This window comes from Streptomyces sp. NRRL S-340 (genome assembly GCF_000720185.1).
In the GTDB taxonomy this organism is placed as follows: Bacteria; Actinomycetota; Actinomycetes; order Streptomycetales; family Streptomycetaceae; genus Streptomyces.
The window spans coordinates 1-24,835 of record NZ_JOIY01000034.1 but is presented as its reverse complement, the minus strand read 5'-3'; the positions used below and the strand labels follow the sequence as shown (position 1 = coordinate 24,835).

Sequence of the window (24,835 nt, the reverse complement as noted above, 5' to 3'; positions counted from 1 at the left end):
ACCCCCGTGGGGCGGCGTCCGGCGGCACCGGCGCGGCCCCGCGGCCGGGACCGGCACGCGCCGCGGCCCGCTCCTCGGCCGGGCCTTCCCCCGGCGGCGTCCTCGGTCCCCACCAAAGTCCCGTACCGGCCCTGCAAGGACCTTGATATCTTCTTGCAACGGCGGGGCGGCCGGCGAAGAGCCGGGTCCGGCCTGCGGTGCCGCTTCGAGGGGCCACACGGGCGAAGGGCCTATGGGTACGCGATTCAGACTCCTGGGTGACGTCGTCATCAGCCTCGACGGGTCCGACGTCGTCCCCGGCACCCCGCGCCAGCGCTGTGTTCTCGCCGTGCTGCTCCTGGAGGCCAACCGGCCCGTCTCCGTGGACGCGTTGGTGGACCGGGTCTGGGGCCAGTCACCGCCGCCGCGCGCGGTCGCCGCCCTCTACAGCTACGTGTCCCGCCTCCGTGCCCTGCGGACCTCCCTGGCCGGGCGGGCGGAGGAGTGGGACATCCTCCGCACGACGGCCGGTTACGTGCTGCGCACCGACCCGGCGGCCGTCGACCTGTTCCGCTTCCGCGACCTGGTGGGGCAGGCGGACGAGGGAGAACCGGAGGAGGCCGGCCCGAAGTACGAGCAGGCGCTCGCCCTCTGGCGGGGACGCCCGTTCGCCGGTGTGAACTCCGCATGGCTCGACCGGTACCGCCTCACGCTGGAGGCCGAGCACCTGCACGCCACCGTGGCGCGGCACGAACTCCTGCTCGCCCAGGGCCGCCACGCGGAAGCCGTCCGCTCCCTGGAGGCGCTCACCGGCGACCACCCGCTGGACGAACGCCTCGCCCACCAGCACATGCTCGCCCTGTACCGCAGCGGACGGCCCGCCGCGGCCCTCACCGCCTACGAGCGGCTGCGCGGCGATCTCGTGGAGCAGATGGGAGCGGACCCGGGCCCGCCCCTCCAGGAGCTGTACCAGCGCATCCTCGCCTTCGACGACGCCCTGCACCTGCCCGCGCCCGGCCCGGCAGGCACCGGTGTTCCGCCGGCGCGTGCCCCGGCGCGGGTCCCGCGCCAACTGCCCGCGGTCCCGGTGGGCTTCGTCGGGCGCCAGGACGCGCTGCGGCTGCTGGACGCCCAGGCCGCGCGGACCGGCCCGAACGCGCCGGGAGTCTGCGCGATCACCGGCATGGGCGGCATCGGCAAGACGTGGCTGGCCCTGCGCTGGGCCCACCAGCACATCGAGGACTTCCCCGACGGCCAGCTCCACGCCCAGCTCAACGGCTTCAGCCCGCACACCCCGCCGGCCCGCCCCGCGGACGTCCTCCAGGCGTTCCTCATGGCCCTGGGCGCCGCCGCGCACGAACTGCCCCCGGACCTGGAGGGCCGGGCGGGGCTGTACCGCACCCTCATGGACGGGCGGCGCGTCCTCGTCGTCCTCGACAACGCCCGCGACACCACCCAGGTACTGCCGCTGCTGGCCGGCGGCGCGGGCTGCCGGACCCTGGTGACCAGCAGGAACACCCTGAGCGGCCTCAAGGTCCGGTGCGGCGCGGACTCGGTCCGGCTCGGTGTCCTGCCCGAAGCGGAATCCTCCCGCCTCTTCGCCCAGCGCGTCGGCGCCACCCGCGCGGCCCGCGAACCCGCGATGCGGGACATCGTCCGCGCCTGCTCGGGGCTGCCCCTCGCCCTCGACATCGCCGCCGCCCACGCCCTGGACCTCTCCCCGGCCTCGCTGGACCAGCTCGCCCAGGACCTGCTCGACCCCCGCACCCGCCTCGACGCCCTCGACGCGGGCGACGTGTCCCTCAACCTGCGCGCCCTGTTCACGTCGTCCGAACACGCCCTGGACCCCCCGGCCGCGCGCCTGCTGAACCTGTTCGGGCTGGTGCCCCACACGGACGTCTCCCTCGCCGCGCTCGCCCATCTGGCCGACCGCACGCCCGCGCACACCCGGGGCACCCTGCGCAGACTGGAGGAGGCCTGCCTGGTACGGGAGAACCGCCCCGGGCGCTACCAGATGCACGACCTGGTCAGGCTGTACGCGCGGGAAGGGGCGGCCCGCCTGGCGGCCGGCCCGCGCGACGAACTGACCGGGCGCCTGGTCGACTTCTACGTCCGCACCGCCCACGCGGCGCACAGCGCCCTGGACCCGCACCGCACCGCGCAGGACCCGCTGGGCGTCGCGGACCAGGGTCCGGCCCCGCTCTCGTTCGACGACGCCGACAGCGCCCTGGCCTGGTTCGAGGACGAGTACGCCTGCCTCCAGGAGATCGTCACGACGACCCGGCGGCACCGGGCGCACCTGCAGCTGTGCCGGCTCGTCTGGTCGCTGCACACCTTCCGCTGGCGGCGCGGCCTCTTCGCCGAGAGCATCCAGGCCTGGCACATGGCCCTCGAAGCGGCGCGCGCCATCGAGGACGCCTCCCTCACCGCGCACACCCGCCAGCGGCTGGCCGTCGCCCTGGCCCAGGCCGGGCGCCACGAGGAGGCCCTGCCCCATCTCGACGCCGCCCTGGCCCACTTCACCGAGCACGACGACCTGCCGGGGCGCACCCGGTCGCACCACGCGCTCGCGGAGGTCCACGTGCGCATCGACGCCCACGAGAGCGCCCTGCCGCACTTCGCGCAGGCGGTCGAGGGGTACCGGCGGCTGGGGGACCAGGTCGGGGAGGCCAACGCTCTCAACGGGACCGGGTGGGCCCTCGCCCGCCTCGGCCGGTACACCAGCGGCGAGGAGCACTGCCTGCAGGCGCTGCCCCTGCTGCGGCTCCACGACGACGGCGAGGGCCAGGCCGCCACCTGGGACACCCTGGCCCACATCGCCTGGCGCACCGGACGGACGGAACGCGCCTGCTACGCCTACCGCCAGGCCCTCGCCCACTTCCGGGCCATCGGCAACGCCAACCGCGAGGCCGACACCTGGTCCGCCCTCGCGGACGTCCACGCCGAGCGCGGCGACCTCGTACAGGCCCGCGCCGCGTGGACCACCGCGCTGCGGCTCTACCGGAGCCAGCACCGCGCCGAGGACGCCCGGCGCGTCGCCGCGCATCTGGCGGAGCACGCCGGTCGGTGAGCGGGCCCGGGGAGCCGGGCGCCGCTCACCTCCGTCCGCGGGCGGGCCGGCCCGGGTGAGCAGGCCGCCCCGCCGTGCCGGTCACTTCCGCCAGAAGAGGTGGTGCGTCACGCCGCTCGGGCTGGGCACGACGTCCAGGTGGTAGCGGTCGAGCAGTTCGTCCGGCGACTCCCACAGCCGCAGCCCGGACCCGAGCTTCACCGGAGAGACCGCCACGTGCAGGGTGTCGACGAGACCGGCGTCGAGGAACTCGCGGATGGTGGTGACCCCGCCGCCGAGCCGTACGTCCTTGCCCCCGGCCGCCTCCCGGGCCCGCGCGAGCACCGTGGCCGGGTCCCCCTCGACGAAGTGGAAGGTGGTGTCGGAGAGCGTGAAGGAAGGACGCGGGTGGTGGGTCAGGACGAACACCGGTGTGTGGAACGGCGGTTCCTCACCCCACCAGCCGCGCCACTGGTCGTCCTGCCAGGGCCCGCGCTGCGGCCCGAACTTGTTGCGGCCCATGATCTCCGCGCCGATGTTGTGCGAGAAATCGCGCGTCAAGTAGTCGTCGAGGCCCCGGCTGCCTCCGGGGTCGGTGCGCCCGGGCCAGCTCGCCGTGGCACCGGCCCAGGCGAACAGCTCCCTGTGGTCGACATGGCCGAACGGCCGCTCCAGGCTCTGGTCCTCACCGGCAGCGACGCCGTCACTCGAGACGTTGAAGTTCTGGACTTTCAGCAGCTGGGTCATGTGTTCCTCCTGGACGGGTGACGACAGGGATGAAGACTCCCCGGACGGCGGAATCTCATCGCTGCCTCACCCACCGGGGTGGACCGCCTGCACTCCGGTGCCGGCGTACGCCTTCGGGGTCAGGGTCAGGAGGAAGCGCCCCGTGGGGTGGGCGGCCGACGGCCGGGCGGCGTGGATGGCGTGGACGGTGGCCCACGGGTGCCCGAAGCGCAGCAGTTCGGTGGCGGTGACGGCGGCGTCGGTGTCGAACGCCTCCAGCCGGATGAAGCGCAGCCCCTTGACGTAGCTGAACAGGCCGGGCCGCTCGGCGTCGCCGGCCGTGAGCGACAGGACCGGCGCGTACAGGCTGCCGAGACCGCCGGAGGCTTGTACGTAGAAGGCGGCGACGGCCTCGTTGAACGGGTCCTTCGGGTCGTACAGGGCCGTGGCGGTGGTGTGGTCCAGGACGACCGCGATCGCCGCCACTACGCGGCGGCCCGCGGGCTGTGCGGTCCTGCTCCCAGCCGCTCCAGCAGGGCCCGGGCCCTCGCCTCGGCCTCGGGGCTCGGCGCGCTGCCGAGGGCGGAGGCGAGTTCGGCGCGGGCCAGCTCCGCGCGCTCCGCGTACTCGGCCTGGGTCGGAGTGCCCTGCGCCAGCTCCTCGACCAGGCTCCGGATGGTCGTCCCGTGCTCGGCGGCCAGCCGGGCGAGCCGGTCCCGCGCGGCGGTGCTCACCTTGATGCTCGTCTCGTCCGCTGCCATGTCCCGAGTCTACCGCGATCCTCTACCAGGAGTAGAGGATCGCGCGAAGCCGGGAGGTGCGGTCACCGGGCCAGGCCCGACAGACTTCGGGGGGCGGCCCGGACTCCGCGCAGGACTCCGGGCAGGACTTGAGTGATCCACGCCGGACCGGGCGGAGCCCTGTCCGGAGCCTTGTCCGGAGCCCCGTCCGGAGCGCTCATGGGCCCCGTCGATCGCTTATGGACCCCGTCGATCACTCGACGGCTGCCGGCTGGAGCTGCTGCCGGTACTTCCGGGCCGCGTCCATCAGCGCGTCGAGCGCGTCCCGGGTGCGCAGGAGGTCGGTGATGTGCTCGGAGAGCCGTTCGCGCTCCTCGGCCATGCGCTCCAGCGCGGCATCGGAGTTCTCCCGGCTGGGTGCCTCGACGCACGGCAGCAGGCCGGCGATGGTCCGGCTGGACAGGCCCGCGGCGTACAGGCGCTGGACGAACTCGACCCGTTCGACCTCATCCTGCGTGTAGTGCCGCTGCCCTCCGGCGCTGCGGCTGCTGCGCAGCAGCCCCTGCTCCTCGTAGTAGCGCAGGGACCTCACGCTCACTCCCGTGCGCGACGCCAGCTCCCCGATCCGCATGCGGCCCTCCCGGTGTGATCTGCGCCATAGGTCCTTGCCTCTGACATGGATGTGAGGTTTTAGCGTAGCCGCCGTGTCCGAGTTCCGGGCACGGCGGATCGCAACGGAGTACTGACGTGACAACCCTTTTCGACAGCTACCGGCTCGGTGACCTGACGCTGCCCAACCGGGTGGTGATGGCCCCGATGACCCGGGTCCGGGCCGCCGCCGGCGGACTGGCCACCGCCTCGATGGCGGCGTACTACGCCCAGCGGGCCACGGCAGGGCTGATCGTGACCGAGGGGGTGCAGCCCAGTGTGACCGGGCAGTCGAATCCGGGTACGCCGGGACTGCACACCGACGAGCAGGTCGCCTCCTGGCGTCCGGTGACCGCGGCCGTGCACGCCAACGGCGGGCGGATCTTCGCCCAGATCATGCACGGCGGGCGGGTCTCGCACCCCGACACCACCGGAACGCGGCCGGTCGGCCCCTCGGCCGTCCCCGCCACCGGCGAGGTGTTCACCCCGAGCGGACCCCAGCCCGTGCCCGTCCCGCGCGCCCTGGACACCGCCGAGGTGCCCGGGCACGCCCGGTCGTACGCCGAGGCGGCCCGGCGCGCCGTCGACGCCGGCTTCGACGGCGTGGAACTGCACGGCGCCAACGGCTACCTGATCTCGCAGTTCCTCTCCTCCAACGCCAACCTCCGCACGGACCGCTACGGCGGCACGGTGGCCAACCGGATCCGGTTCGCGGTCGAAGCGGTGTCCGAGACCGTCGAGGCGGTGGGCGCCGCCAGGACCGGCATCCGTCTGTCCCCGGGCGGAACCTTCTGGGGCGTCGAGGAGACCGACGTGCCCGAGCTGTACACCGCGCTCCTGACCGAACTGGCCCGCCTCCGGATCGCCTACGTCCACCTGGAGGCCACCGCCGAGGAGGACGTGCTGCTCGGCCTGCGCCGCGTGTGGCCGGGCACCCTCGTCATGAACCCGGTGCTCCCGATGGGGCCCAAGCAGACCGGCCGCACCGACGCCGACCACTGGCTGGGCCTGGGCGCCGAACTCATCAGCTTCGGCCGCGGCTTCATCGCCAACCCCGACCTGGTGGAACGCCTGCGCACCGGCGTCCCCCTCGCCCCCGTGGACGAGGCGACGTACTACCAGGGCGGCGACGCCGGCTACCTGACCTACCCGGCCTACCAGTACACGGCCTGAGCGCACCCGCCGCACCGCCGCAGCGGTCCCGCCGCCCGCGGCGCGGGCCGGGGGAAGACGGACAGCCCCGGGGATCCGGGAGTAAGGTGCGGCTGTGGAACGGATCTTGGTGGTGGGCTCCACGGGCGCGGGCAAGTCCACGCTGGCCCGTGCCCTGGGGGCGCGCCTGGGCCTGCCGTACCACGAGATGGACGCGCTGTACTTCGCCGGCCCCGGCTGGGCCGTCAACGGGGAGCTGGCCGAGGACGTGGCGCGGATCACCGCCGGGCCATGCTGGATCACCGACTCCCTCGGCTATCCGGAAGTCCGTGACCTGCTGTGGAGCCGGGCCGACACGGTGATCTGGCTGGACTATCCCCGCCGCGTCATCATGCCCCGCGTCCTGCGCCGGTCCGTACGGCGCACCGTCACCCGCGAAGTGCTCTTCAGCGGCAACAGGGAGACCTGGACGGGCTGGCTGAGCCGGGAGCACCCGGTGTGGTGGTCCTGGTCCCAGTACCGCGCCCGCCGCCGCGACATCGCGCTCCGCCTCCGCGATCCGCGCTTCGCGTCCCTGCGGACCCACCGCTTCGGCCGCCCGGAGGAGACCGCGGCCTGGCTGGCCTCCCTCTGACCTCCGGCCCCCCGCGAGCGCGCGTGGGCCGGCCCCCCGGCGAGCGGCAGGCCGGCAGTCGCTCGGCAGGCAGCCGGTCCCGGTCGTACGGCCGCGCCGGCCGCGGCCAGGGGCGGCGAAGACCGCGCCGGGCGGCGACTGTGCCGCGCTCGGGGCGGCGGCTCAGCCGAGCAGTGCCGTCGCCTCGACCTCGACGAGCACGTCCGGCTCGAAGAGGTGGTCGACCCCGATGAGGGACGCCGGAGGCATGGGGAGGGGGAGGCCGATCTCCTCGGCGACGGCCTCCACGCCGGCCATGAAGTCCCCGATCTTCTCCGGGCTCCACCGGGTGACGTAGAACGTCAGGCGCAGCACGTCCGCGAACGAGGCACCGGCTCCGCCGAGGCCGACGGCGGTGTTGCGCAGTGCCTGGGCGACCTGGCCGGCGAGATCGCCGGGTGCCACGGGCGTCCCGTCGGCCCGGCGGGCGACCTGCCCGCTGACGTGGACGTGCGTCGTCCCCGTGCCGACGGCCACATGGTGGTACGGGGTGGGCCGCAGCATGCCCTCGGGTGTGAAGTGCCGGACGGTCATGGGAGTTCTTCCTTTCCGATTGCGGTATCCGTAAGCTACTTAGTAGAGAAAGGGAACTTCAACGAGACCAGGTTTCGCCATGGATACCGACGGCAGGCTCCGCGTCACCGCCCCGCACCGTGAACTGCTCGACCAGGTGCTGGACAAGTGGTCCCTCAGCGTTCTCAACGAACTCTGTGAACGCCCCTGCCGCTTCAACGAGTTGCGCCGGGCCGTCCCCGAGGTCACGCAGAAGTCGCTGACCGCGACGCTCCGGCGGCTGGAGCGCAACGGTGTGATCGCGCGTGAGGTCGTCTCCACGCGCCCGGTGGCGGTCAGGTACCGCATCACGCCGCTCGGCAAGACGCTCCGGCACCCCGTCGACGTCCTCCTGGCCTGGGCCGCGGAGCAACTGCCCCGTATCGAACGGGCCCGTGACGCCTTCGACGCGCGGGAGGAGGCGGAAGCGGGCGGCCCGAGGCCGGAAGCGGGGGGCCCGCACCCGGCGGCCGGTGGCTCGCATCCGGCTTCCGGTGGCTCGCGTCCGGCGGCCGGGGGGTCGCGTCGGGCGGCGGGATGAAGCCGGCCGCCCGACCCCGGCGGCCGCCGGAGCCGGGTCCGGCGGCGGGGCGGGGATCAGGGGCGGGCCGCGTTCGTGCCGGGCCGGTTCACCGGCGGCCCGGGAGCGTCGCGAGCGCCTGCGACCGCTGGGCGACCAACTCGTCGTAGGTGCCGTCGCGTTCGGCCCACCGGTGCATCAGGACGCCTTGGACGAGCAGCTCGCGCGGGGTGGGCTCGGCCGCGAGCAGTTCCATCACCTCGCCGGCGAACTCGGCCAGTCCGAGCGCACGGGGGTTGAGCCGTGCCTGCTCCGGTGTGGTGGCGACCGCCGGTGGGACGAGTTCACAGACCTCGACGCCGGTGCCGTCCAGTTGCGCGCGCAGCGCCTCGGAGTAGGCGTGCACGCCGGCCTTCGAGGCGGCGTAGGCCGGCAGGAGCGGGAACGGCAGGAAACCGATGCCCGAGGTCACCGTGACGAAGGTGCCCGCGCCGCGGCCGGTCAGGTGCGGGGTGAACGCGTCGACGACGCGGATGGTGCCGAGGAGGTTGGTGTCGATGGTGCGCTGTGTGATGCTGAAGTGCGCGGGGTCGCGCAGGTCCTCGGGGAGCATGACGCCGGACATCGTCACGACGGTGTCGAGGTGCGGGTGGCCGGCCAGGACCGTGTCGCGGGCGCGGTCGAGGCTCTCCTGGTCGGTCACGTCGACGGGAACGGTGGCGAACCCCTCGGCCGAGAGCCGGTCGAGCAGGTCGGTGCGCCGTCCGCCGATGACGACGGTGCTGCCGGCCGCGGTGAAGCGGCGGGCGAGTTCCAGGCCGATGCCCGAGGTGGCGCCGGCGATGAAGACGGTGCGGCGGGTGATGTCCATGGACTGTGCTCCTGCTGGGGCCGCCGGCTGCGGGGAAACCGGTGCCCGCGGTCGATGAGTGCGGGTGACGCTCCTCAGCGTGGACCTGTCCTGCGGCCGCAGACAGTGTCCCCGTCTCCCTGGGTCCTGCCGGGACCACCCTCCCGACGCGAACGCGGGACCGCGGACGCGGGGACCGGACACAATGACCCGAGCACGATGCCCCGGACGCGGAGACCCGAGACCAAAAACGCGTACGTCCGCGGCTCCAAGGGACTCAAGGGACCGTCTTCCGGAGTACGGGGCACGGCCTCGGCCGGTGAAACGCCCCCTGCTCAGTCCGGGCACGACTTCAACGCGCCGCATCCGGAGGGGTCTGAACCGCGGGCGGAGAGGCCCCCGGCCCGGTCGTCGTCCCGCTCTCCGTCATCGACACATGTGTGTTGTCAGGTCCGTTCCCGGGATTGGTCGTTCGCGGGGACATGTGACGCTGATGTCGCACTCTTCGAGGCATATGTGTACCGTCGGCCGGTGCGGAGAGCGGCTGGGACGGTGCAGGCGGCCGGCAACCCGCGACTGAGATGGGCGCGTTCTGCCACGGCCGGGATGGACCGGCTTCCGGTGTCTCCCAGGAAAGTGTTGGGGGGAAGAAGGTGTGTCTGTAAGGTGTGAACACATGTCGTCGATGCGACAGGGATCCGGGCGTCGCAACCTGATCGTTCTGTTGCGGGCGGCTTGTACCCACGTGATCACTGGCGCTGTTCGTATCACTCAACCACGCAGGGAGACAACCATGTTCGCTTCCACTCGGAGCAGAGTCGCCACGGCTGCCGCGGCTGCGGCAGCCGCCGGTCTGGCTCTGTTCGCCTCGGCTCCGGCCCAGGCCGCCTCCAACGGCAACGTCGTGGTCTGTCCGAAAACGGACTACGCTGCCTACCTGACGGTCGAGAACCCGGACACGGGTGCCATCGGCGGGACCGTCATCGCGGAGCCCGGGAAGTGCGCTTCCTTCTACACCGGTACGAAGGACAGCGTCTGGTGGGTCACCATTCACGGTGTCTACCACTCCGGAGCGACCTTCACCACCTTCAACAACCAGAGGCCGACCTACGGTTACAACCCGGCCTGGGGACTGGGCGGAATGACGTTCCGCACCTACGGCACCACGGCCAACGCCGGCCAGGGAGCCAGCTTCACCGTCAGCTACGGCTGACGTCTTCCAGAGCGGGAGCGCGTCCGGCCTCGTCCGAGACGAGGCCGGACGCGTCGCATTTGCGCCGCGACGCTCTGATGTGTGCGAAGTGGGCAGCCGCGCGACGACGCACCTGCGCGCACTGGTCCCGGGCGGCCGCGCCGGTGGGACCGCGGGCCGAGCCCGGCACCGGCCGGCGTGTCAGCCGGAGTCCTTCTCGGCCCCGGCCGGTGGGCGCCGGACCGGGAGAGCGCCGGGAAAAGCGCCGCTTCAGCTGAGAGCTGCGAACGAAACGGGCGCCCGGCTCGCGGCGTCCGGCACGCACGCTCGCGGCGTTGCCGGAAGGCCCCGGCAGCTCCACCACAAGACCCTTCCGCGCCTTGCGCTCGCACGCGCCGGACGCCGCGAGCTGATCGGACCCCCATTTCGTTCGCAGCTCGGAGTCGGGCGGGGCCGCGGCCGGCTCGAGCGGCAGTGGTCCCACTTGCCGGCCTGCCGCCGTCGGCCTGCCGTCGTCCGTCGGTCGGCGGCCCCGAGCGGCGGCCCCGAGCGGCCGGCCTGCGGCGACCGCCGACGGCCCCGCAGCACCGGCCCGTTCACACGGCCGGTGCGCCGAAGGCGTGTGCCGCGGCGAACATCGCCTCCACGGCCCGCTCCACGCTGATCTGGCCGTTGCCCGCCACGATGTGCAGGCCGTAGGCGTCCTCCAGGGCCACGAGGTTCAGGGCGGCCGTCGACGGCTCCAGGGTCAGGCGGAAGGCGCCGGCGTCCACGCCCCGCTCCAGCACCGTGCGGTACGTGGCCAGTTGCCGCTCGTACATCGACTCGACCAGCGTGCTGTGCAGCGGCGAACTGCCCGCCACCACGTCGAACTCGTACAGCAGGCGCATCAGCGCGTCGTCGGGCCCCGTCGGCAGTCCGGCGCGGATCGTCTCGCCCAGCAGCCGCGCGGGGTCCCCGACGGTGTCCCGCAGCGCGTCCCGCCGGTCGCAGAAACGCTCCATGCCCGCGCGGTAGGCCTCGCTGAGCAGGGCGTCCAGGTCGTCGTAGTAGTACAGGACGGCCCCGCGCGTCAGTCCCGCCCGGCGGGCCACGTCCGCGAGCGAGAGGGAGCGCAGTCCGGTGCTGGCGGTCGTGTCGATCACCGCCTGGATGAGGTGGGCGCGGCGTTCTTCCTGGTTCTTGGGGCGGGCCATGCCTTGACAGTAGCCGAGATCCTCATGACACTCGACCCATTCTTTGACGCCGGTGACAAATAATGCGCGCACCGTCTCGGCGTGCCCTCGCCACCCCTGTGTGGCGTGCCCCCAGAACCGAGGACCACCATGCTCGACACCCTGATCACCGGCGCTCGCGTGCGCACGTTCGACGACGCCCGCCCCTGGGCCGGCGCCGTCGGCATCACCGGCGGGCGCATCGCCTTCGTCGGCGAGGAGGCGGACGCCCCCGCGGCCCGTGAGCACCGCCGCCTGGACGGCGGCCTCCTGACCCCGGGCATCATCGACAGCCACAACCACCTGCTGCTCGGCTTCGACCCCGACGCCGTCAGCCTCGAAGGCGCCGAGACCCTCGAAGAGGTCCGCCGCCGCATCGCCGAACTCGCCGCCGCCCGACCGGACCTGACCTGGATCTGCGCCGAGAACGCCGTCTACTCGGTGGTCCCCGGCCGCCGCCCCGCCGCCCGCGACCTGGCCGGCCTCACCTCCCGCCCCGTCTTCGTCACCACCTACGACCAGCACTCGGTGTGGCTCAACGACGCGGCCGTGCGCGCGCTCGGTCTCGACGACGGCGGCGACATCCCCTGGGGCCGCCCGGAGCGGGACGCCGACGGCCGCGCGACCGGCTGGGTCACCGACTTCTACACCAGCGCCATGACCACGGCGGGCCTGGCCGGACTCCAGCGCGACATCCCCATGTACTCGCCCGAGCGGCGCTACCGCAAGCTGCTGGGCAGTCTGGAGATGGCCACCGCCGCCGGTATCACCACCGTGGTGGAACCCCAGGTCCCGCTCGCCGAGACCGGCCTGTTCCAGCGTGCCCAGGACGAGGGCCGCCTCAGCTCCCGCGTCATCGCGGCGCTCTTCCACCCCATGGGCTCCGACGGCGCGTTCCGGCAGCGGCTGCGCGCGGCGGCCGACGCCGCCCCCGACGGCGACCGTCTGGCGTTCGGCCCCGTCAAGCTCTACGCCGACGACGTCATCGAACCCCACAACGCCTGGATGCTGGAGGACTACGCCAACCGGCCCGGACACCGCGGTCACCCCTCCGCGCCGCTCGGCGAACTCACCCGGGTCATCACCGAACTCGACCGCCTCGGCTTCCAGACCCACACCCACGCCACCGGCGACGGCGGCATCCGCCTCGCCCTGGACGCGATCGAGCACGCCGCCCGCACCAACGGCACCCGCGACCGCCGGCACGGGATCGTGCACGTCGAGTGCCTCGCGCCGGAGGATCTCCCGCGCTTCGCCCGGCTCGGCGTCACCGCCGCCATGCAGCCGCGCCACTGCTCTCCGGACCTCGTGGCCGGGACCTGGATGGAGAACGTCGGCGAGGCCCGCTGGGACCGCGCCTGGCGCCTGCGCTCGCTCATGGCCTCCGGCGCGCACGTGGCGCTCTCCAGCGACTGGCAGGTGGGGGAGATGGACCCGCTGGTCGGGTTCTACTCCGCCCTGACACGGGCCGGACTCGACGGCAGGGACGCCTGGACCCCCCAGGAGCGACTGGGGCTCGACGACACGTTGCGCGGTTACACCGCCGAGGGCGCCTGGGCCTGGCACCGCGAGGCCGAGTACGGCATCGTCCGCGAGGGTGCCAAGGCGGACCTCGTCGCCTGGTCCGCGGACCTCTACGCGCTCGAAGCCGACCCGGCGGCGCTGCTCCAGCAGCGCGCGGAGGTCACCTGGGTGGGCGGCGAGGTCGTCCACGAGGCCGCCACGGCGCGCGCCACCGCGGGCCACTACGGCGCGCTCACCTCCTGCTCCGCCCACGCCGAAGGCGGCCATGCCCATGCCTGACGTCCCCGCCGAACCCTCCTCGCGGGCCGCCGGCCTTCCCCCGCAGGCCGCCGGGCCCTCCTCGCACACCCAGGGCCCCTCCCCGCAGGCCGCCGAAGGCACCGCGGACCCCGATGGCCGGTCCGAGGACGGCGAGGGCGGTGCGCTGCTGCGCCGCACCCTGCGACTGCGCCACATCGTCTTCCTCGGCCTGGCCTTCATGGCGCCGCTCGCGGTGTTCGACACCTTCGGCCTGGTCTCCGAGGCGACCGACGGACATGTGCCGCTCGCCTACCTCGCCGTGCTCGTCGCGGTCGGGCTCACCGCGCTCAGCTACGCGCGGATGGCCCGCCGCATCACCTCCGCCGGATCCGTGTACACCTACGCGGGCAAGGCGCTCGGGGCGCCCGTGGGCTTCCTGGTCGGCTGGTCCGCCACGCTGGACTACGTCCTGCTGCCGATGCTCAACGCCCTGCTGGCCGCGATCTACATGGGCGCGGTGGTGCCCGGCGTCCCCGCGTGGGTGTGGGTGCTGTCCACCGTCGTGGTCTGCACCGCGCTGAACCTGGTGGGCGTCCGGCTGGCCGCCAAGGTGAACGTGGCGCTCGTCGCCGTCCAGGCCGCCGTGGCCGTCGCGTTCCTCGTGTTCGCCGTACGCGCCGTCGTCACCCACGGCGAGTCCTTCGGGACCACCGGGTTCGGCCTGACCACGGTGCCGCTGCCCGACCTGCTGAGCGGGGCGTCGCTGCTGGCACTGTCCTTCCTGGGGTTCGACGCCGTCTCGACCCTGTCCGAGGAGGCCGAACGGCCGCGCCGGGACATCCCGCGGGCCATCCTGCTCATCGTGGCCGCCGCCGGGGTGTTCTTCCTGGCCGTCACCTACGTCATGCAGACGCTGTTCCCGGACGTCTCGGCCGTGGGCGACATCGTGGGCGCCTCCCCGGAGATCGCACGGTACATCGGCGGTGCCGCGTTCCAGGCGGTCTTCGTGGGCGGATACCTCACCGCGGTGCTCGGGTGCGGACTGACCCAGCAGATGAGCGCGGCACGGCTGCTCTTCGCGATGGGACGGGACGGCATGCTGCCGCGCGCGCTCTTCGGACGGCTCGATCCGCGCACCGGCGTCCCGGCCGCCAACGTGGTCCTGGTGGGCCTGGTCGCCGCCACCGCCGTCTTCCTCGACCTCGGCAGCGCCGCCTCGCTGATCAACTTCGGGGCCTACGTCGCCTTCGCCGCGGTCAACGTGGCGGTGATCGGGTTCTGGGTGCGCGACCGGCGCGCGGGGCGCCCCGAGGCGCGCGGAGCCGTTGCCGCCGCGCTGCAAGTGCTGCTGCCGGCGCTCGGGTTCGTCGTGAACGTCGCGCTGTGGATCAGCCTGGACACCCCGGCCAAGATCGTGGGCATCGTCTGGGCGGTGCTGGGCGTGGGGATCCTCGCCCTGCGCACGAACGGGTTCCGCCGCCCCGCGCGGACAGTGAACCTGGAGGAGTGAGCGGCCGCCGGGCGGCCCGTCACCGGCGAACGGGCGCCGCGCGCCGGCCGCGGACCGCCGGACGCCGGACGCCGGACGGCGACCGCCGGCGGCCGGGCGAGGGCAGGCGGGCAGAGGCCACCGGGAACCGGCTGCCGGGCGCGGGCGGCGGCTGCCCCGCCGGACGGCGACCGCCGGCCGCCCCCTTCCGGGTCTCCCGCCTCCGGACGTCTCGCCGCCGTGAGGGCCCCGAACGAAGTGCGGTCCGGGCGCCCCCGTTCGGAGCTCCGAGGCCGGTGGCGCCCTTGCGCCGGCTGAGCCCCCTGTAGTGGGGTGTCGCCCATGACACGGAGAAGCATCGCGGCAGTGGCCGCGGCCATGACGGTGGCCGCCCTCCTGGCGGCCGGCGTACACGGACAGCGCGCGCAGGCCGCCGAGCCGTACGGCGGCGACGCGCCGTCCCCCGCCGGCGCCCCGTTCCTGGACGGAGTGGACCTCGACACGGTGACGATCCCCGGATTACAGGCGCGGATGAAGCGCGGGTCGCTGACCTCGACGGCCCTGACCCTGGCGTACCTGCGGCGGATCAAGGCCGTCGACCCGAAGATCGACGCGGTGCTGCGGACCAGCCCGACGGCCCTGCGGCAGGCGGCGGCCAGCGACCTGCGGCACCGCCGCGGCACGGTCCGCGGTCCGCTCGACGGCATCCCCGTCCTGCTCAAGGACAACGTGAACACCCGCGACATGCCGACGACGGCCGGCTCACTGGCGCTGGCCGGGAAGCCGCCGGGCACGGACGCGGACCTCGTCCGCAGGCTGCGGGCGGCCGGCGCGGTGATCCTCGGCAAGACCAACATGTCCGAGTGGGCCAACTTCCGCGCCGCGAAGCCGACATCGGGCTGGTCGGCGGTGGGCGGGCAGACGAACAACCCGTACGTCCTTGACCGCAACCCCTGCGGCTCCTCCTCCGGTTCGGCCGCCGCGCTCGCCGCGTCCCTCGCCCAGGTGGCGATCGGCACGGAGACGGACGGCTCCATCGTGTGCCCGGCCGGTATGAACGGGGTGGTCGGTCACAAACCGAGCCTCGGGCTGGTCAGCCAGGCGGGTGTCGTCCCGATCTCCGCCGAGCAGGACACGGCCGGTCCGATGGCGCGCAACGTGACCGACGTCGCGCTCACCCTCTCCGTGCTCTCCGGCGACGACACCGCGCGCACCGCGGACGCCGCCCGCCTCACGGACCCGGCGCTGCGGACCGCCGGGCTGCGCGGCCGGCGGATCGGCCTGTGGCGGCTGCCCTCGCTCGGCGCGGACGTGGACGCCCTGATGTCCCGTACGGCGGCGCGGCTTCGCGCGGCGGGAGCCGAAGTCGTCGAGGTGACCCCGCCGTACCAGGACCGCCTCGCGGAACTGGAGTTCCCGGCGCTGCTGAGCGAGTTCCACCGGGACGTCGACGCCTACCTCGCCACCCGCGAGGGGCCGCGCGACCTGGCCGCGCTGGTCGAGTTCAACCGTACCCACCCCGCCGAGCGGACCTGCTTCGCCGGACAGGAACTGTTCGAGCAGGCGCTGGCCGCACCGGCCACCACCGATCCGCGGTACCTGGCCATGCGCGCCGAGCTGAAGGACCTCTCCCGGCGGTCCATCGACGAGACACTGGCCGCGCACCACCTGGACGCCATCGCCTCGCCGGCGAACCCGCCCGCCTGGACGACCGACTGCGCGCGCGGCGACAACGACGTGATCCCGTCCTCCACCCCGGCCGCCGTGGCCGGTTACCCGTCCCTGTCCGTGCCCGCCGGGTTCGTGGGCGAACTGCCGGTCGGCCTGCTCCTGATGACCGGGGACCACCGGGACGCCGAACTGCTGTCCCTGGGAGCAGCGGTGGAACACCGTCTGGACGCCCGGCGGCCACCGCGCTACCTGCCCACGGCACCGGCCGGCGCCTCCGGCTGACCCGCACGCCAGGCCTCGGCGTCGAATTCCCGTCGCCCGGAGGACGGCCTGCGGCGTCCGGTGCGTGCTCGCGGCGTGCCGGGCCGAAGTCCTCGTACTGGGCGTACCCGGGCTTCCGTCCGGTGCGGCGAGTTGGAGGTCCCCCTGCTCCCCCCTGATCGAAGAGCTTGGGGGAGCGTGCCGGACGTCGTGTGCCGGGCGGAAACCGGAAGGCAGGGCCCGGGCCGGCGTCCGCTCACCGACGGGACGCCGGTCCACGGGCACGCCGCACAACCGGGGGTTTACCCCATGGGAGGCGAAGACGCCCCTGCGTAGGATCGCGATGACCGAACACCGGTGGTCCGACACGGACGACCGGACATCATCCGATCCGGATGACCCGCCGCCGCTCACCCGGTCCGGATGACGGTCGCAGCTCATCCGACTCGCTCCGTACGGGGGATCTCATGCGACACCGACCGGCACACGCCGTCACCGCGGTGGCCCTGGCCGCTCTCGCGGCAGGCGGGCTCTCCGCCTGCTCGGCCATCGGGCAGAAGAGTTTCGAGGACGACGCCCGGGTGCCCCAGAAGGTCACCTCCGTCCGCCTCGACAACAGCGACGGCGGGGTGAAGGTGGGCACTTCGACGGGCGTCTCCACCGTCACCGTGCACCGCCGGGTCTCCTACCGGGGCGACAAGCCGAAGGGCACGTCCGTCCGGGTCGTGGACGGCGTCCTGACCCTGTCCGGCTGCGGCGGTGACTGCGGCATCGACTACGTCGTGACCGTACCCGCCGCGCTCCCGGTGAGCGGGGGAACGTCCAACGGCGGACTCACCCTGACCGGCATGAGCGCGGTCGACGTGCACACGAGCAACGGCCGGATCACGGTGGACGGCGCGAGCGGTCCGGTGAAGCTGCTGGCGTCCAACGGTGAGGTCCGGGTCAAGGGCACCAGGGGCGGCGTGGACGCACGGACGTCCAACGGCGGGGTGACGATCGAGACGGCCACCCCGCAGAACATCAGGGCCCGCACGACGAACGGCAGCCTCAGCGTCACCGCCCCGCCCGCCAAGTACCGCGTGAAGGCGGACAGTTCGCACGGTGAGCGGAAGGTGGCGTTCGCGAACGACCCGTCGGCCGCGTACCGCCTGGACCTGTCGACCACGAACGGCGACCTGACGGTGAAGCAGGCCGGTCAGCGGGCCGGACGGACGCAGGCACGGCCGGTCGCAGGGGGCCGGCCGCAGGACCGGCCGGACGGTCAGGCGTGACGGTCCCCGCCGAGTCTCTGGAGATGCTCAAGTCGCTTGCCGCGACGTGTGCGTGACGGGCACGGTGAAGCGCATGGCAGCACTCACGGGACTGAACAAGAAGCACGACTTCGTGCTGGTCATCAGGGACGCCGACGTGGTCGGGGCGGCACTGCGTCAGGCACTGGCCGAGGCGTCGCCCGAGGAGCGCCCGGGACTGGAACGCGCCGCCGCGCTCGTACGGTCCACCGCCGCCGCCACCGAGAGCGCACTGCGCGCCGACTGGGTCCGTTCCCGGCTGGCCGAGGCCGGCTTCACCGGGGACATCGGCTCGATCGCGGCCCTGAAGGCGCTGCGGCAGGCGGAGCCTGGGCTGAGCCTGCTGGCGGCGGTGCGCCTGCAGAAGGATGCCGTCGGCCACCCGGAGTGATCCGCGCCCAGGACCACGGCTACAGCAGGGCCGCCTGCGGGGACTCCTCCACCAGACGGGCCAGCGCCCGCTCGTCCGCGTCGGACGCGGGCATGAACACCACCAGATGCTGGCCCGGCGCCTCCGCCACGTCCAGCTTGGTGTAGTTCAGGTCCAGCCGCCCGGCCGCCGGGTGGCTGAAGCGCTTCATGGTCGGCCGGAACGCCCGCACCGGATGCTCGGACCACAGCGCGCGGAACTGGCTGCTGGAGGTGGTCAGGGTCTCGATGAGCGCGGCGGTCCGCGGATCGTCGGGCTGCCGGCCGACGGCGATGCGGAACTGGCCCAGGATGTCGCGGACCTCGTTCTGCCAGTCGACCAGCAGCGACTGCATCTGCGGGCGGGTGAACAGCAGCCAGATGCTGTTGCGTTCCTCCTGCGGCAGCTGTTCCAGGCCGCCCACCAGGGAGGCGTAGGCGCGATTGGCGGCCAGCACGTCCCAGCGGTCGTTGATGACGTGCGCCGGGTTGGGATCGAGCGTCTCCACCAGCTTGCGCAGGGTCGGGTTGACCACCGCGGGCTCGGGCCGCTCGGCGGGCAGGGCCGTCTCCGCGAGCGTGAACAGGTGCCGCCGCTCGGCCGGGGTCAGCTGGAGGGTCTGGGCGAGGGCTTCGAGGACCTGCCGGCTCACCCGGATGTCCCGGCCCTGCTCCAGCCACGTGTACCAGGTCAGGCTCACCCCGGAGAGCTGCGCGACCTCCTCGCGGCGCAGGCCCGGCGTGCGGCGCCGCGGCCCGGGGTTCAGCCCCAGCCGTTCGGGGGAGAGCGACTCCCGCCGGGATCTCAGGAACGCCGCCAGAAGCTCTCGCTGCATGCCGGCCATCAAAGCATCCCCCTCCGGGCGGTGTCCTGGTGCTCATTACACCAGCATGATTGGCCCTCTGTACCCCCTTCGCGCGAGGCGCCACTCTCTTGGTGTGACCACAAAATCGACCACCACGGGAACGAACAGCCCCACCGCGGCACCGGCCTCCGCATCCTCCTGGGGAAAGCCCGTCGCCGTCCTCGCCCTCGGCTCCTTCGCCATGGGCACGGACTCCTTCGTCCTGGCCGGCATCCTGCCCCAGATCGCGGGCGGCCTGCACGTCTCCACCGGCGAGGCCGGGCAGACCATCACCGCGTTCGCCCTGACCTACGGCCTGGCGGCGCCCTTCCTGGCCGTCCTGACCAGCCGGCTGCCCCGCAAGCCCCTGCTGGCCGTCGCGCTCGCGCTGTTCGTCCTCGCCAACCTCGCCTCCGCCGCCGCACCCGACCTGCCGCTGCTGCTGGTGGCACGGGTCGTCGCCGGCCTGGGCGCGGCCCTGTACACGCCGAACGCCTCCGCGGCGGCCGCCGCGCTCGCCGGGCCCGCCGCCCGCGGACGGGCCCTGTCGGTGATCCTGGGCGGCCTGACCGTCGGCACCGTCTTCGGCGTCCCCGTCGGTACGGCCATCGGACAGCACGTGTCCTGGGAGGCCAGCCTCGTCTTCGTCGCCGCCGTCGGCGCGCTGGCACTGCTCGGCGTCCTGGTGGTGCTGCCCGGCCTGCCGATCCCGCCGGCGATCCCCCTCGCCCAGCGGTTCGCCGTCCTGGCCAACCGCCGGGTCGTGACCATGGTGGTGTTCATGCTCCTGGCCAGCGGCGCCAGCATCATGGTCTACACCTACACCGCGACCGTGCTCGCCGAGATCGCCGGCATCCACGGCACGGCACTCGCCGCGGCGCTGCTCGCCTGGGGCTTCGGCGGCATCTTCGGCTCCTTCGGCAGCGGCTTCCTCACCGACCGCCTGGGCGCCGCACGCACCCTCACCTGCGCCGTCGCCCTGCTCATCGTCACGCTCGCCCTGCTGACGGTCTGCACCTCGCTCGTGCCCGTCATCATCGTCATGGCCCTCAACGGGGCCGCCGGCTGGGCGGTGGCCACCCCGAACAACCACCGGCTGACCGAGCTGGTGCCGACGCTGCCCAGCGTCGTCATCTCCTTCAACTCCTCCGGCATCTACCTCGGTCAGGCGCTCGGCGCGGCCCTCGGCGGCATCCTGGTCGACCACGACATCTCCGCCCGCGCCCTGTGCCTGACCGGCGTCGGCATCGCGGTGGTGGCCGGCGTGGTGCACGCCCTGATCCCCCGCCAGGTTCCGGAGCCCCGCAACTGACGGCCGCCCCGGGCGTCCACGCGAAGAAAGGGCCTCTCGCGGCTCGGCGGACCCGATGTCCGCGCACCGCGAGAGGCCCTCGTCGTCACGGGACGGGCCGGCCGGCCCGCCCGTCGACGGCCCCGGTCAGGAAGGGCTGTTGTAGCGCTCGATCATGTGGACGCGGCTGAAGGTCCAGTTGCCCTTCGCCGCCGACCAGCTGCCGGCCGGGCCGTTGAGGGTGCCGTCGGCCTTGGCGGTCCAGGTGATGGTCTTGACGCTGCCGTCGGAGTAACCGTAGAAGGTGGCCAGGTCGTCGCGGCCGTCACCGTTGTAGTCACCGGTCACCAGCTGCATGTTGTCGCGGTAGTAGTTGCCCGCCGGCGTGGACCACAGCTCGGTGCGGTTGCCGAACACGCCGTCCGCGCCGCTGGGGGTGAACCCGATCAGCTTGTCGCTGCCGTCGGCGTAGTCGTACCAGGCGGCGACGTTGTCACGGCCGTCCCCGTCGAAGTCGCCCGAGACGAGGGTGGCGCGGGCGAACTCCCAGCCGGTGGGCGAGTTCCAGCCCGCCACGGGCTCGCCGAGTCCGCCGTCGGGCCTGGCCGGGAAGGTGAAGAGCTTGACCTCGCCGGTGGCGTAGCCGTAGAGCGCGGCGAGGTCGTCGCGGCCGTCGCCGTTGTAGTCACCGGTGGTGAACTTCATGTGGGAGAGTTCCCAGCCGCTGGTGCGCTGGAAGGAGACGAACGGGCTGTTGAAGCCGCCGTCGGACCGGGAGAGGAAGGTGTGGATCTTGTCGCTGCCGTCGGCGTAGTCGTACCAGACGGCGACGTCGTCACGGCCGTCACCGTTGAAGTCGCCCGCGTTGACGGTCATGTGGGAGAACGTCCAGCCGGTGGCGGCGCTCCAGGAACGCTGCGGGCCCCCGAAGGTGCCGTCGCCCTTGCCGAGCCAGGTGATCAGGGCCACCTCGCCCGTGGAGTAGCCGTAGAAGGTCGCCACGTCCGCGATGCCGTCGCCGTTGAAGTCGCCGGTGAAGCGCTTCATGTTCTCGGCGTAGTAGTTGCCGGCCGGGGTCTGCCAGCCGTGGACCGGGTTCCCGAAGCCGCCGCCCGCGGTGGCCGGGAAGACGTGGATCTGGTCGCTGCCGTCCGCGAAGTCGTACCAGTCGGCCATGTCGCTGCGGCCGTCGCCGTCGTAGTCGTGACGGACCGTCGTGCCCGCGGCCCACTGCGCCTCGCCCTTGGCGTTGCGCAGGACGAGGTTGCCGCGGTCCTGGAGGACCAGCGAGCCGCCGGCGGCGCTGGTGCCGGTCTGCCACAGGACGGTGGTCCCGTCGCTGCCGACCACGGCCAGGTTGCCGTTCGCGTCCAGCCGCGCCCGGGCGCCCGGGTGACCGCCGGTCTTCGTCGACCACCGGGTCTGGCCCGAGTCGGAGACGACGACCAGGTCGCCGTCGTCCTGCATGGTCAGACGGGCGGAGTTCGACGTCAGGGTGTCCCCGGGCAGCAGGACGCCGCCGGAGGCGAGGACGTTGCCGCGGGCCACGTCGTCCAGGCGGGTGGAGACGGCGCCGTTGCGGGTCTCGGCCGGGTCGGTGCCGAAGCAGCCGCCCTGCCAGGACTGGCTGCTGACGGCGACCAGTTCCGTCTTCCCGTCCTTCTGGCGCACGACCGGACCGCCCGCGTCACCGGCGCAGACGGCGTCCGCCGCGGTCTTGCCGTGCAGGGCGAGCGTGCCGCCGTTCACCGCGTCGACGCTGAAGGTCCCGGTGTGCAGCTTGAGCGGCGCCCACTCGTCCTTGGTCCGGCCGAAACCGGCCACCGTGACCTCGTCACCGGCGGCCGGCGGGGTCGTGGCGAGCGCCACCGGGGCGATGCCGGTGGCCGGCGAGGCCAGTCGCGCCAGGACCAGGTCGCGGTCGCCGCGCGGGACCAGCTCGACGACCTCACGGACCTGACCGGCGGTGCTGGTCAGGTCCGTACGGCCTATGGTGGCCGTCGTCTTCCACTTCGGCTTGCCCGCGGGCACCTGGGCGGCGCCGTCCTCGGCGAAGCAGTGCGCGGAGGCGGCCAGCCACTGCGGGGCCACCAGAGCCGCCGAGCAGGCACGCTGCCCGTCGCCGATGTCCAGGCGGGCGGCGAAGGCGAAACCGTTGTCGGTGACCGCGGGGCCGGTGACGGCATGCGCTCCCGACACGGTCAGACAGCCCGCCGCGAGGGTGGCGGCGGCCAGCAGGCCGGCGCTCCTCGCGGAGGTCGAGCGGGATCTTGACACGATGAACCTCTCCCGTTGGGGTCGCGTGCGCGGGGCGCCCGGCCGGAGCACGGGGGCAGACCGGGGGGACCGGCCGCGCGAGAAGGAGGACGAGGCGGACACGGCCCGGGGCGCCCGGTCGGGGCGGCGGGCCGGGCGTGCTGTCAGCCGGTGACGCGGAGGCCGGCGAGGCCGGGGCCGGGGTTCCGCGCCGCGGTGCCGGCAGCGGTGGCGCCGGACGCCGTGCCGCTCCGGGCCGGTGCCCCGGAACCGGCGGCCGCAGCGGTCCCTGCCGGACACACCGTCAGGAACGGGGCCGCGTCGAGCGGTTGCGCCGCACGAGCACGGCGGACACGGCGTATCGCCATGTGTTTCCCTTCTCGAAACCGAGGGGGAGCCGAGCGCCCCCACGCTGTCCAGGCCCAAGAGCCCCTCGTCCGGCGGAAAGTAAAGCACATGTAAGGGTCCCGTGAACGGAGTCCCATACCCTTTCACCAGGGCAGACATGACCATCGCGCCGCCGTGGACGAGCAGTTGGAGACCGTCCCCGCCCGTCGTCCCGGCACGACGGCACAAGGCCCGCGCCCGCCGCGGCGAGCGCCGGGACCTCCCGCGTCGCGCGCCCCCTCCCGCACGGTCACCGGGCCCGCCGAGGTTCGTCAGCTCGTCAGCAGGGCCGCGTCCCAGGTGGGCGAGGCGGCGGTGCGAGGAGGCTGCGCGTAGGTGGCGAGGGCGAGCGCGACGCCGGTGGCGCCGTCGAGCAGGGCGCAACTGTCCAGGTGCGCCGGGGGAGTGGTGCCCTGGACCGGACGCCGGTAGCCGAAGGCGGCCCCGGGCGAGAAGGCGGCCAGGAGCGCGTCGGCCAGGCGGTCGGCGCCGGTCCACAGGTCCGGGTCGCCGGTGGCGGCGGCCATCAGAGTGGTGGCGTGCAGGATCCCTGCCAGGCCGTGGCACAGGCCGGGATCGCCGTCGGGGACGAGTTCGCCGGGCGAGCTGTGCAGCAGGCCCCGCAGCGCGTGGATCGCCGTCCGGACGACCGCCGGGTCCGCGAGGGCCCGGCCCGCGAGGTGCAGGGCCCCGGCGATGCCGGAGGTGCCGTAGCACCAGCCGGGCCGGACACGGGCGGGACGCGCCGGCCGGGTCGCGGCGGCCCGCCGTGGCCCTCCGGTACGGCCGGCGGTCTGCTCCTCGTAGGAGATCCGGCCCGGCCACTGCGGTGCGCCCCCGGGGCCGGGGCGGGTGTGGCCGGTGAGCCAGTCGACCACGCGCCGGATCGCCTCCGCGTCGCCCGGTACGCCGCGTCCGGACAGCCTGGCCAGGGACAGCAGCGCCAGTGGGCCGCAGATGCCGTGCGCGGCACCGGTGTTGAAGTCCCCGCGCGGGAAGGTCTCCCGGTCGCGGGGCACCAGGTAGTGCTCCGGAGAGCACCACCAGCCGGGCACCAGGACGCCGTCCACCTCGGTCGGCCGCGTCAGCTCGACCAGGCGGGTGAGGACGACGGCGAGGACCCGGGCGGCTCGGGCATGGCCGGTGTCGGCGGCCAGCAGCAGGATCCGGCCGTGCCGGGCGAGGCCGGTGATCGCGTCGTAGTGGTGGTAGGCCCGTCCGCCACCGCCACCGCCACCGCCACCGCCACCGCCACCGCCACCGCCACCGCCACCGCCACCGTCGCCACCGCCGGTGCGCCGGCCGGTGGCGGCCCGCGGCCGGGCCGTGCGGGCGGCGAGTGCGGCGGTGTGCGCGTCCATGGCCTGGGCCGCCGGTCCCGCGCCCGAACCCGTCCGCCGCAGGTACAGGAGCAGGGGCAGGACCAGGTCGCCCGCCGAGGCGGGGCCGGCGCCCGCACAGGCCGCGGCGGCCGCCCGGAGGTGGGCGCGGGCGGCGGCGAGCGCGTCCGGATCGTGCTGGGCGCAGCGCAGTTGCAGCAGACTGACCCCGCTGTGCCCGAGGAGCACCGAGGAGGCGTGCCAGGCGGGGAGCATCAGGTCCGCGGGCAGCCGGGCGAGACCCGCCCGTGTGACGGCCGCGGCGTGGGCCGGGTCGCGCAGGGTGCGGGCGACTCGGTGGGCGGTGTCGAGCGCCGGTCCGCTGAGGCGGGGTGCGCGGTGGTGTGGGGTCATCGGCCGTGTCCGGTGCGGTCGGGGCGGGCGTGGGAGCGGGGTGGGAGCGGGTGCCGGCGTGGGAGTGGGCGGCGGAGAGGCCGGGCTTCGGCGTGCGGTTGGGCGTTGGCGGGGGTGCGGGCTTCGGCGGGGGAGGGGGGGCG

20 protein-coding genes and 1 pseudogene are annotated in these 24,835 nt (G+C 73.8%); 11 read left to right on the top strand and 10 right to left on the bottom strand.

The window, feature by feature from the left end:
* Positions 1-232: 232 nt before the first annotated feature.
* Positions 233-3,049, top strand: a complete 2,817-nt coding sequence (locus IG64_RS25450) for an AfsR/SARP family transcriptional regulator (RefSeq protein ID WP_037860345.1) — start codon at positions 233-235, stop codon at positions 3,047-3,049.
* An 81-nt stretch (positions 3,050-3,130) separates the two neighbouring features.
* Here IG64_RS25450 and IG64_RS25445 read toward each other — a convergent pair whose 3' ends face one another.
* The 4 genes from IG64_RS25445 to IG64_RS25430 all read right to left on the bottom strand — a co-directional run bounded on the left by IG64_RS25445 (position 3,131) and on the right by IG64_RS25430 (position 5,125).
* A complete protein-coding gene (locus IG64_RS25445; RefSeq protein WP_037860338.1) occupies positions 3,131-3,775 on the bottom strand; it encodes a dihydrofolate reductase family protein in 645 nt (214 codons plus the stop codon).
* Positions 3,776-3,841: 66 nt separating this feature from the next.
* On the bottom strand, positions 3,842-4,240 hold the full coding sequence (locus IG64_RS25440) for a hypothetical protein (RefSeq protein ID WP_037860336.1): 399 nt from the start codon (positions 4,238-4,240) through the stop codon (positions 3,842-3,844).
* Positions 4,240-4,515, bottom strand: coding sequence for a hypothetical protein (locus tag IG64_RS25435; protein ID WP_037860334.1), 276 nt, complete (start codon positions 4,513-4,515; stop codon positions 4,240-4,242). The genes IG64_RS25440 and IG64_RS25435 overlap by 1 nt, the downstream gene beginning before the upstream one ends.
* A 232-nt stretch (positions 4,516-4,747) precedes the next feature.
* Positions 4,748-5,125, bottom strand: a complete 378-nt coding sequence (locus IG64_RS25430; protein ID WP_037860328.1) for a MerR family transcriptional regulator — start codon at positions 5,123-5,125, stop codon at positions 4,748-4,750.
* A gap of 116 nt (positions 5,126-5,241) precedes the next feature.
* On the opposite strand from IG64_RS25430, the gene IG64_RS25425 reads away from it, so the two are divergent.
* A complete protein-coding gene (locus IG64_RS25425) occupies positions 5,242-6,315 on the top strand; it encodes an alkene reductase (RefSeq protein WP_037860326.1) in 1,074 nt (357 codons plus the stop codon).
* Between the two features lie 94 nt (positions 6,316-6,409).
* Entirely contained in the window at positions 6,410-6,928 is a 519-nt protein-coding gene (locus tag IG64_RS25420; RefSeq protein WP_037860321.1) for an adenylate kinase, read from the top strand.
* Positions 6,929-7,090: 162 nt separating this feature from the next.
* Here IG64_RS25420 and IG64_RS25415 read toward each other — a convergent pair whose 3' ends face one another.
* Positions 7,091-7,501, bottom strand: coding sequence for a RidA family protein (locus tag IG64_RS25415; protein ID WP_037860319.1), 411 nt, complete (start codon positions 7,499-7,501; stop codon positions 7,091-7,093).
* A 79-nt stretch (positions 7,502-7,580) separates the two neighbouring features.
* On the opposite strand from IG64_RS25415, the pseudogene IG64_RS25410 reads away from it, so the two are divergent.
* Positions 7,581-7,943, top strand: a pseudogene (locus IG64_RS25410) (winged helix-turn-helix transcriptional regulator); the annotation flags it as partial.
* A 205-nt stretch (positions 7,944-8,148) separates the two neighbouring features.
* Here the strand turns inward: IG64_RS25410 and IG64_RS25405 are convergent.
* Entirely contained in the window at positions 8,149-8,910 is a 762-nt protein-coding gene (locus IG64_RS25405) for an SDR family oxidoreductase (RefSeq protein WP_037860316.1), read from the bottom strand.
* Between the two features lie 772 nt (positions 8,911-9,682).
* On the opposite strand from IG64_RS25405, the gene IG64_RS25400 reads away from it, so the two are divergent.
* The gene (locus tag IG64_RS25400; protein WP_037860313.1) at positions 9,683-10,102 is read left to right on the top strand and encodes a hypothetical protein; all 420 of its coding nucleotides are present in this window, start codon (positions 9,683-9,685) and stop codon (positions 10,100-10,102) included.
* Positions 10,103-10,677: 575 nt separating this feature from the next.
* Here the strand turns inward: IG64_RS25400 and IG64_RS25395 are convergent.
* The gene (locus IG64_RS25395) at positions 10,678-11,277 is read right to left on the bottom strand and encodes a TetR/AcrR family transcriptional regulator (RefSeq protein ID WP_037860311.1); all 600 of its coding nucleotides are present in this window, start codon (positions 11,275-11,277) and stop codon (positions 10,678-10,680) included.
* Positions 11,278-11,406: 129 nt separating this feature from the next.
* Here IG64_RS25395 and IG64_RS25390 point away from each other — a divergent pair, with 129 nt between their 5' ends.
* The 5 genes from IG64_RS25390 (at position 11,407) to IG64_RS25370 (ending at position 18,163) form a co-directional block, all read left to right on the top strand.
* Positions 11,407-13,098: an amidohydrolase gene (locus tag IG64_RS25390; protein WP_037860308.1), complete on the top strand. Its 1,692-nt coding sequence runs from the start codon at positions 11,407-11,409 to the stop codon at positions 13,096-13,098.
* On the top strand, positions 13,091-14,569 hold the full coding sequence (locus IG64_RS25385; RefSeq protein ID WP_051813325.1) for an APC family permease: 1,479 nt from the start codon (positions 13,091-13,093) through the stop codon (positions 14,567-14,569). Before IG64_RS25390 ends, IG64_RS25385 begins: the two co-directional genes overlap by 8 nt.
* Before the next feature lie 321 nt (positions 14,570-14,890).
* Positions 14,891-16,501 (top strand): amidase, encoded by a 1,611-nt coding sequence (locus IG64_RS25380; protein WP_037860306.1) that lies wholly within the window; start codon positions 14,891-14,893, stop codon positions 16,499-16,501.
* Positions 16,502-16,947: 446 nt separating this feature from the next.
* A complete protein-coding gene (locus tag IG64_RS25375; RefSeq protein ID WP_063758837.1) occupies positions 16,948-17,754 on the top strand; it encodes a DUF4097 family beta strand repeat-containing protein in 807 nt (268 codons plus the stop codon).
* Between the two features lie 73 nt (positions 17,755-17,827).
* Positions 17,828-18,163 carry a hypothetical protein gene (locus IG64_RS25370; RefSeq protein ID WP_037860460.1) on the top strand — a complete coding sequence of 112 codons (336 nt, stop codon included), beginning with the start codon at positions 17,828-17,830 and terminating at the stop codon, positions 18,161-18,163.
* A 19-nt stretch (positions 18,164-18,182) separates the two neighbouring features.
* Here the strand turns inward: IG64_RS25370 and IG64_RS25365 are convergent, their stop codons facing one another.
* Positions 18,183-19,016 (bottom strand): helix-turn-helix transcriptional regulator, encoded by an 834-nt coding sequence (locus tag IG64_RS25365; protein ID WP_234438607.1) that lies wholly within the window; start codon positions 19,014-19,016, stop codon positions 18,183-18,185.
* 103 nt (positions 19,017-19,119) lie between these two features.
* On the opposite strand from IG64_RS25365, the gene IG64_RS25360 reads away from it, so the two are divergent.
* Positions 19,120-20,337 (top strand): MFS transporter, encoded by a 1,218-nt coding sequence (locus tag IG64_RS25360; protein WP_037860303.1) that lies wholly within the window; start codon positions 19,120-19,122, stop codon positions 20,335-20,337.
* Between the two features lie 126 nt (positions 20,338-20,463).
* Here the strand turns inward: IG64_RS25360 and IG64_RS25355 are convergent, their stop codons facing one another.
* Positions 20,464-22,593 carry an FG-GAP-like repeat-containing protein gene (locus tag IG64_RS25355; protein ID WP_037860298.1) on the bottom strand — a complete coding sequence of 710 codons (2,130 nt, stop codon included), beginning with the start codon at positions 22,591-22,593 and terminating at the stop codon, positions 20,464-20,466.
* 638 nt (positions 22,594-23,231) lie between these two features.
* On the bottom strand, positions 23,232-24,692 hold the full coding sequence (locus IG64_RS41680; RefSeq protein ID WP_037860294.1) for a lanthionine synthetase C family protein: 1,461 nt from the start codon (positions 24,690-24,692) through the stop codon (positions 23,232-23,234).
* Between the last annotated feature and the right edge of the window lie 143 nt (positions 24,693-24,835).

Excerpts from the sequence above, each read along its gene's own strand:
- IG64_RS25450 (WP_037860345.1), top strand. The coding sequence starts at position 233 with ATGGGTACGCGATTCAGACTCCTGGGTGACGTCGTCATCAGCCTCGAC.
- IG64_RS25445 (WP_037860338.1), bottom strand. The coding sequence starts at position 3,775 with ATGACCCAGCTGCTGAAAGTCCAGAACTTCAACGTCTCGAGTGACGGC.
- IG64_RS25435 (WP_037860334.1), bottom strand. The coding sequence starts at position 4,515 with ATGGCAGCGGACGAGACGAGCATCAAGGTGAGCACCGCCGCGCGGGAC.
- IG64_RS25430 (WP_037860328.1), bottom strand. The coding sequence starts at position 5,125 with ATGCGGATCGGGGAGCTGGCGTCGCGCACGGGAGTGAGCGTGAGGTCC.
- IG64_RS25415 (WP_037860319.1), bottom strand. The coding sequence starts at position 7,501 with ATGACCGTCCGGCACTTCACACCCGAGGGCATGCTGCGGCCCACCCCG.
- IG64_RS25405 (WP_037860316.1), bottom strand. The coding sequence starts at position 8,910 with ATGGACATCACCCGCCGCACCGTCTTCATCGCCGGCGCCACCTCGGGC.
- IG64_RS25400 (WP_037860313.1), top strand. The coding sequence starts at position 9,683 with ATGTTCGCTTCCACTCGGAGCAGAGTCGCCACGGCTGCCGCGGCTGCG.
- IG64_RS25395 (WP_037860311.1), bottom strand. The coding sequence starts at position 11,277 with ATGGCCCGCCCCAAGAACCAGGAAGAACGCCGCGCCCACCTCATCCAG.
- IG64_RS25390 (WP_037860308.1), top strand. The coding sequence starts at position 11,407 with ATGCTCGACACCCTGATCACCGGCGCTCGCGTGCGCACGTTCGACGAC.
- IG64_RS25385 (WP_051813325.1), top strand. The coding sequence starts at position 13,091 with ATGCCTGACGTCCCCGCCGAACCCTCCTCGCGGGCCGCCGGCCTTCCC.
- IG64_RS25380 (WP_037860306.1), top strand. The coding sequence starts at position 14,891 with ATGACACGGAGAAGCATCGCGGCAGTGGCCGCGGCCATGACGGTGGCC.
- IG64_RS25375 (WP_063758837.1), top strand. The coding sequence starts at position 16,948 with ATGCGACACCGACCGGCACACGCCGTCACCGCGGTGGCCCTGGCCGCT.
- IG64_RS25370 (WP_037860460.1), top strand. The coding sequence starts at position 17,828 with ATGGCAGCACTCACGGGACTGAACAAGAAGCACGACTTCGTGCTGGTC.
- IG64_RS25365 (WP_234438607.1), bottom strand. The coding sequence starts at position 19,016 with ATGCAGCGAGAGCTTCTGGCGGCGTTCCTGAGATCCCGGCGGGAGTCG.
- IG64_RS41680 (WP_037860294.1), bottom strand. The coding sequence starts at position 24,692 with ATGACCCCACACCACCGCGCACCCCGCCTCAGCGGACCGGCGCTCGAC.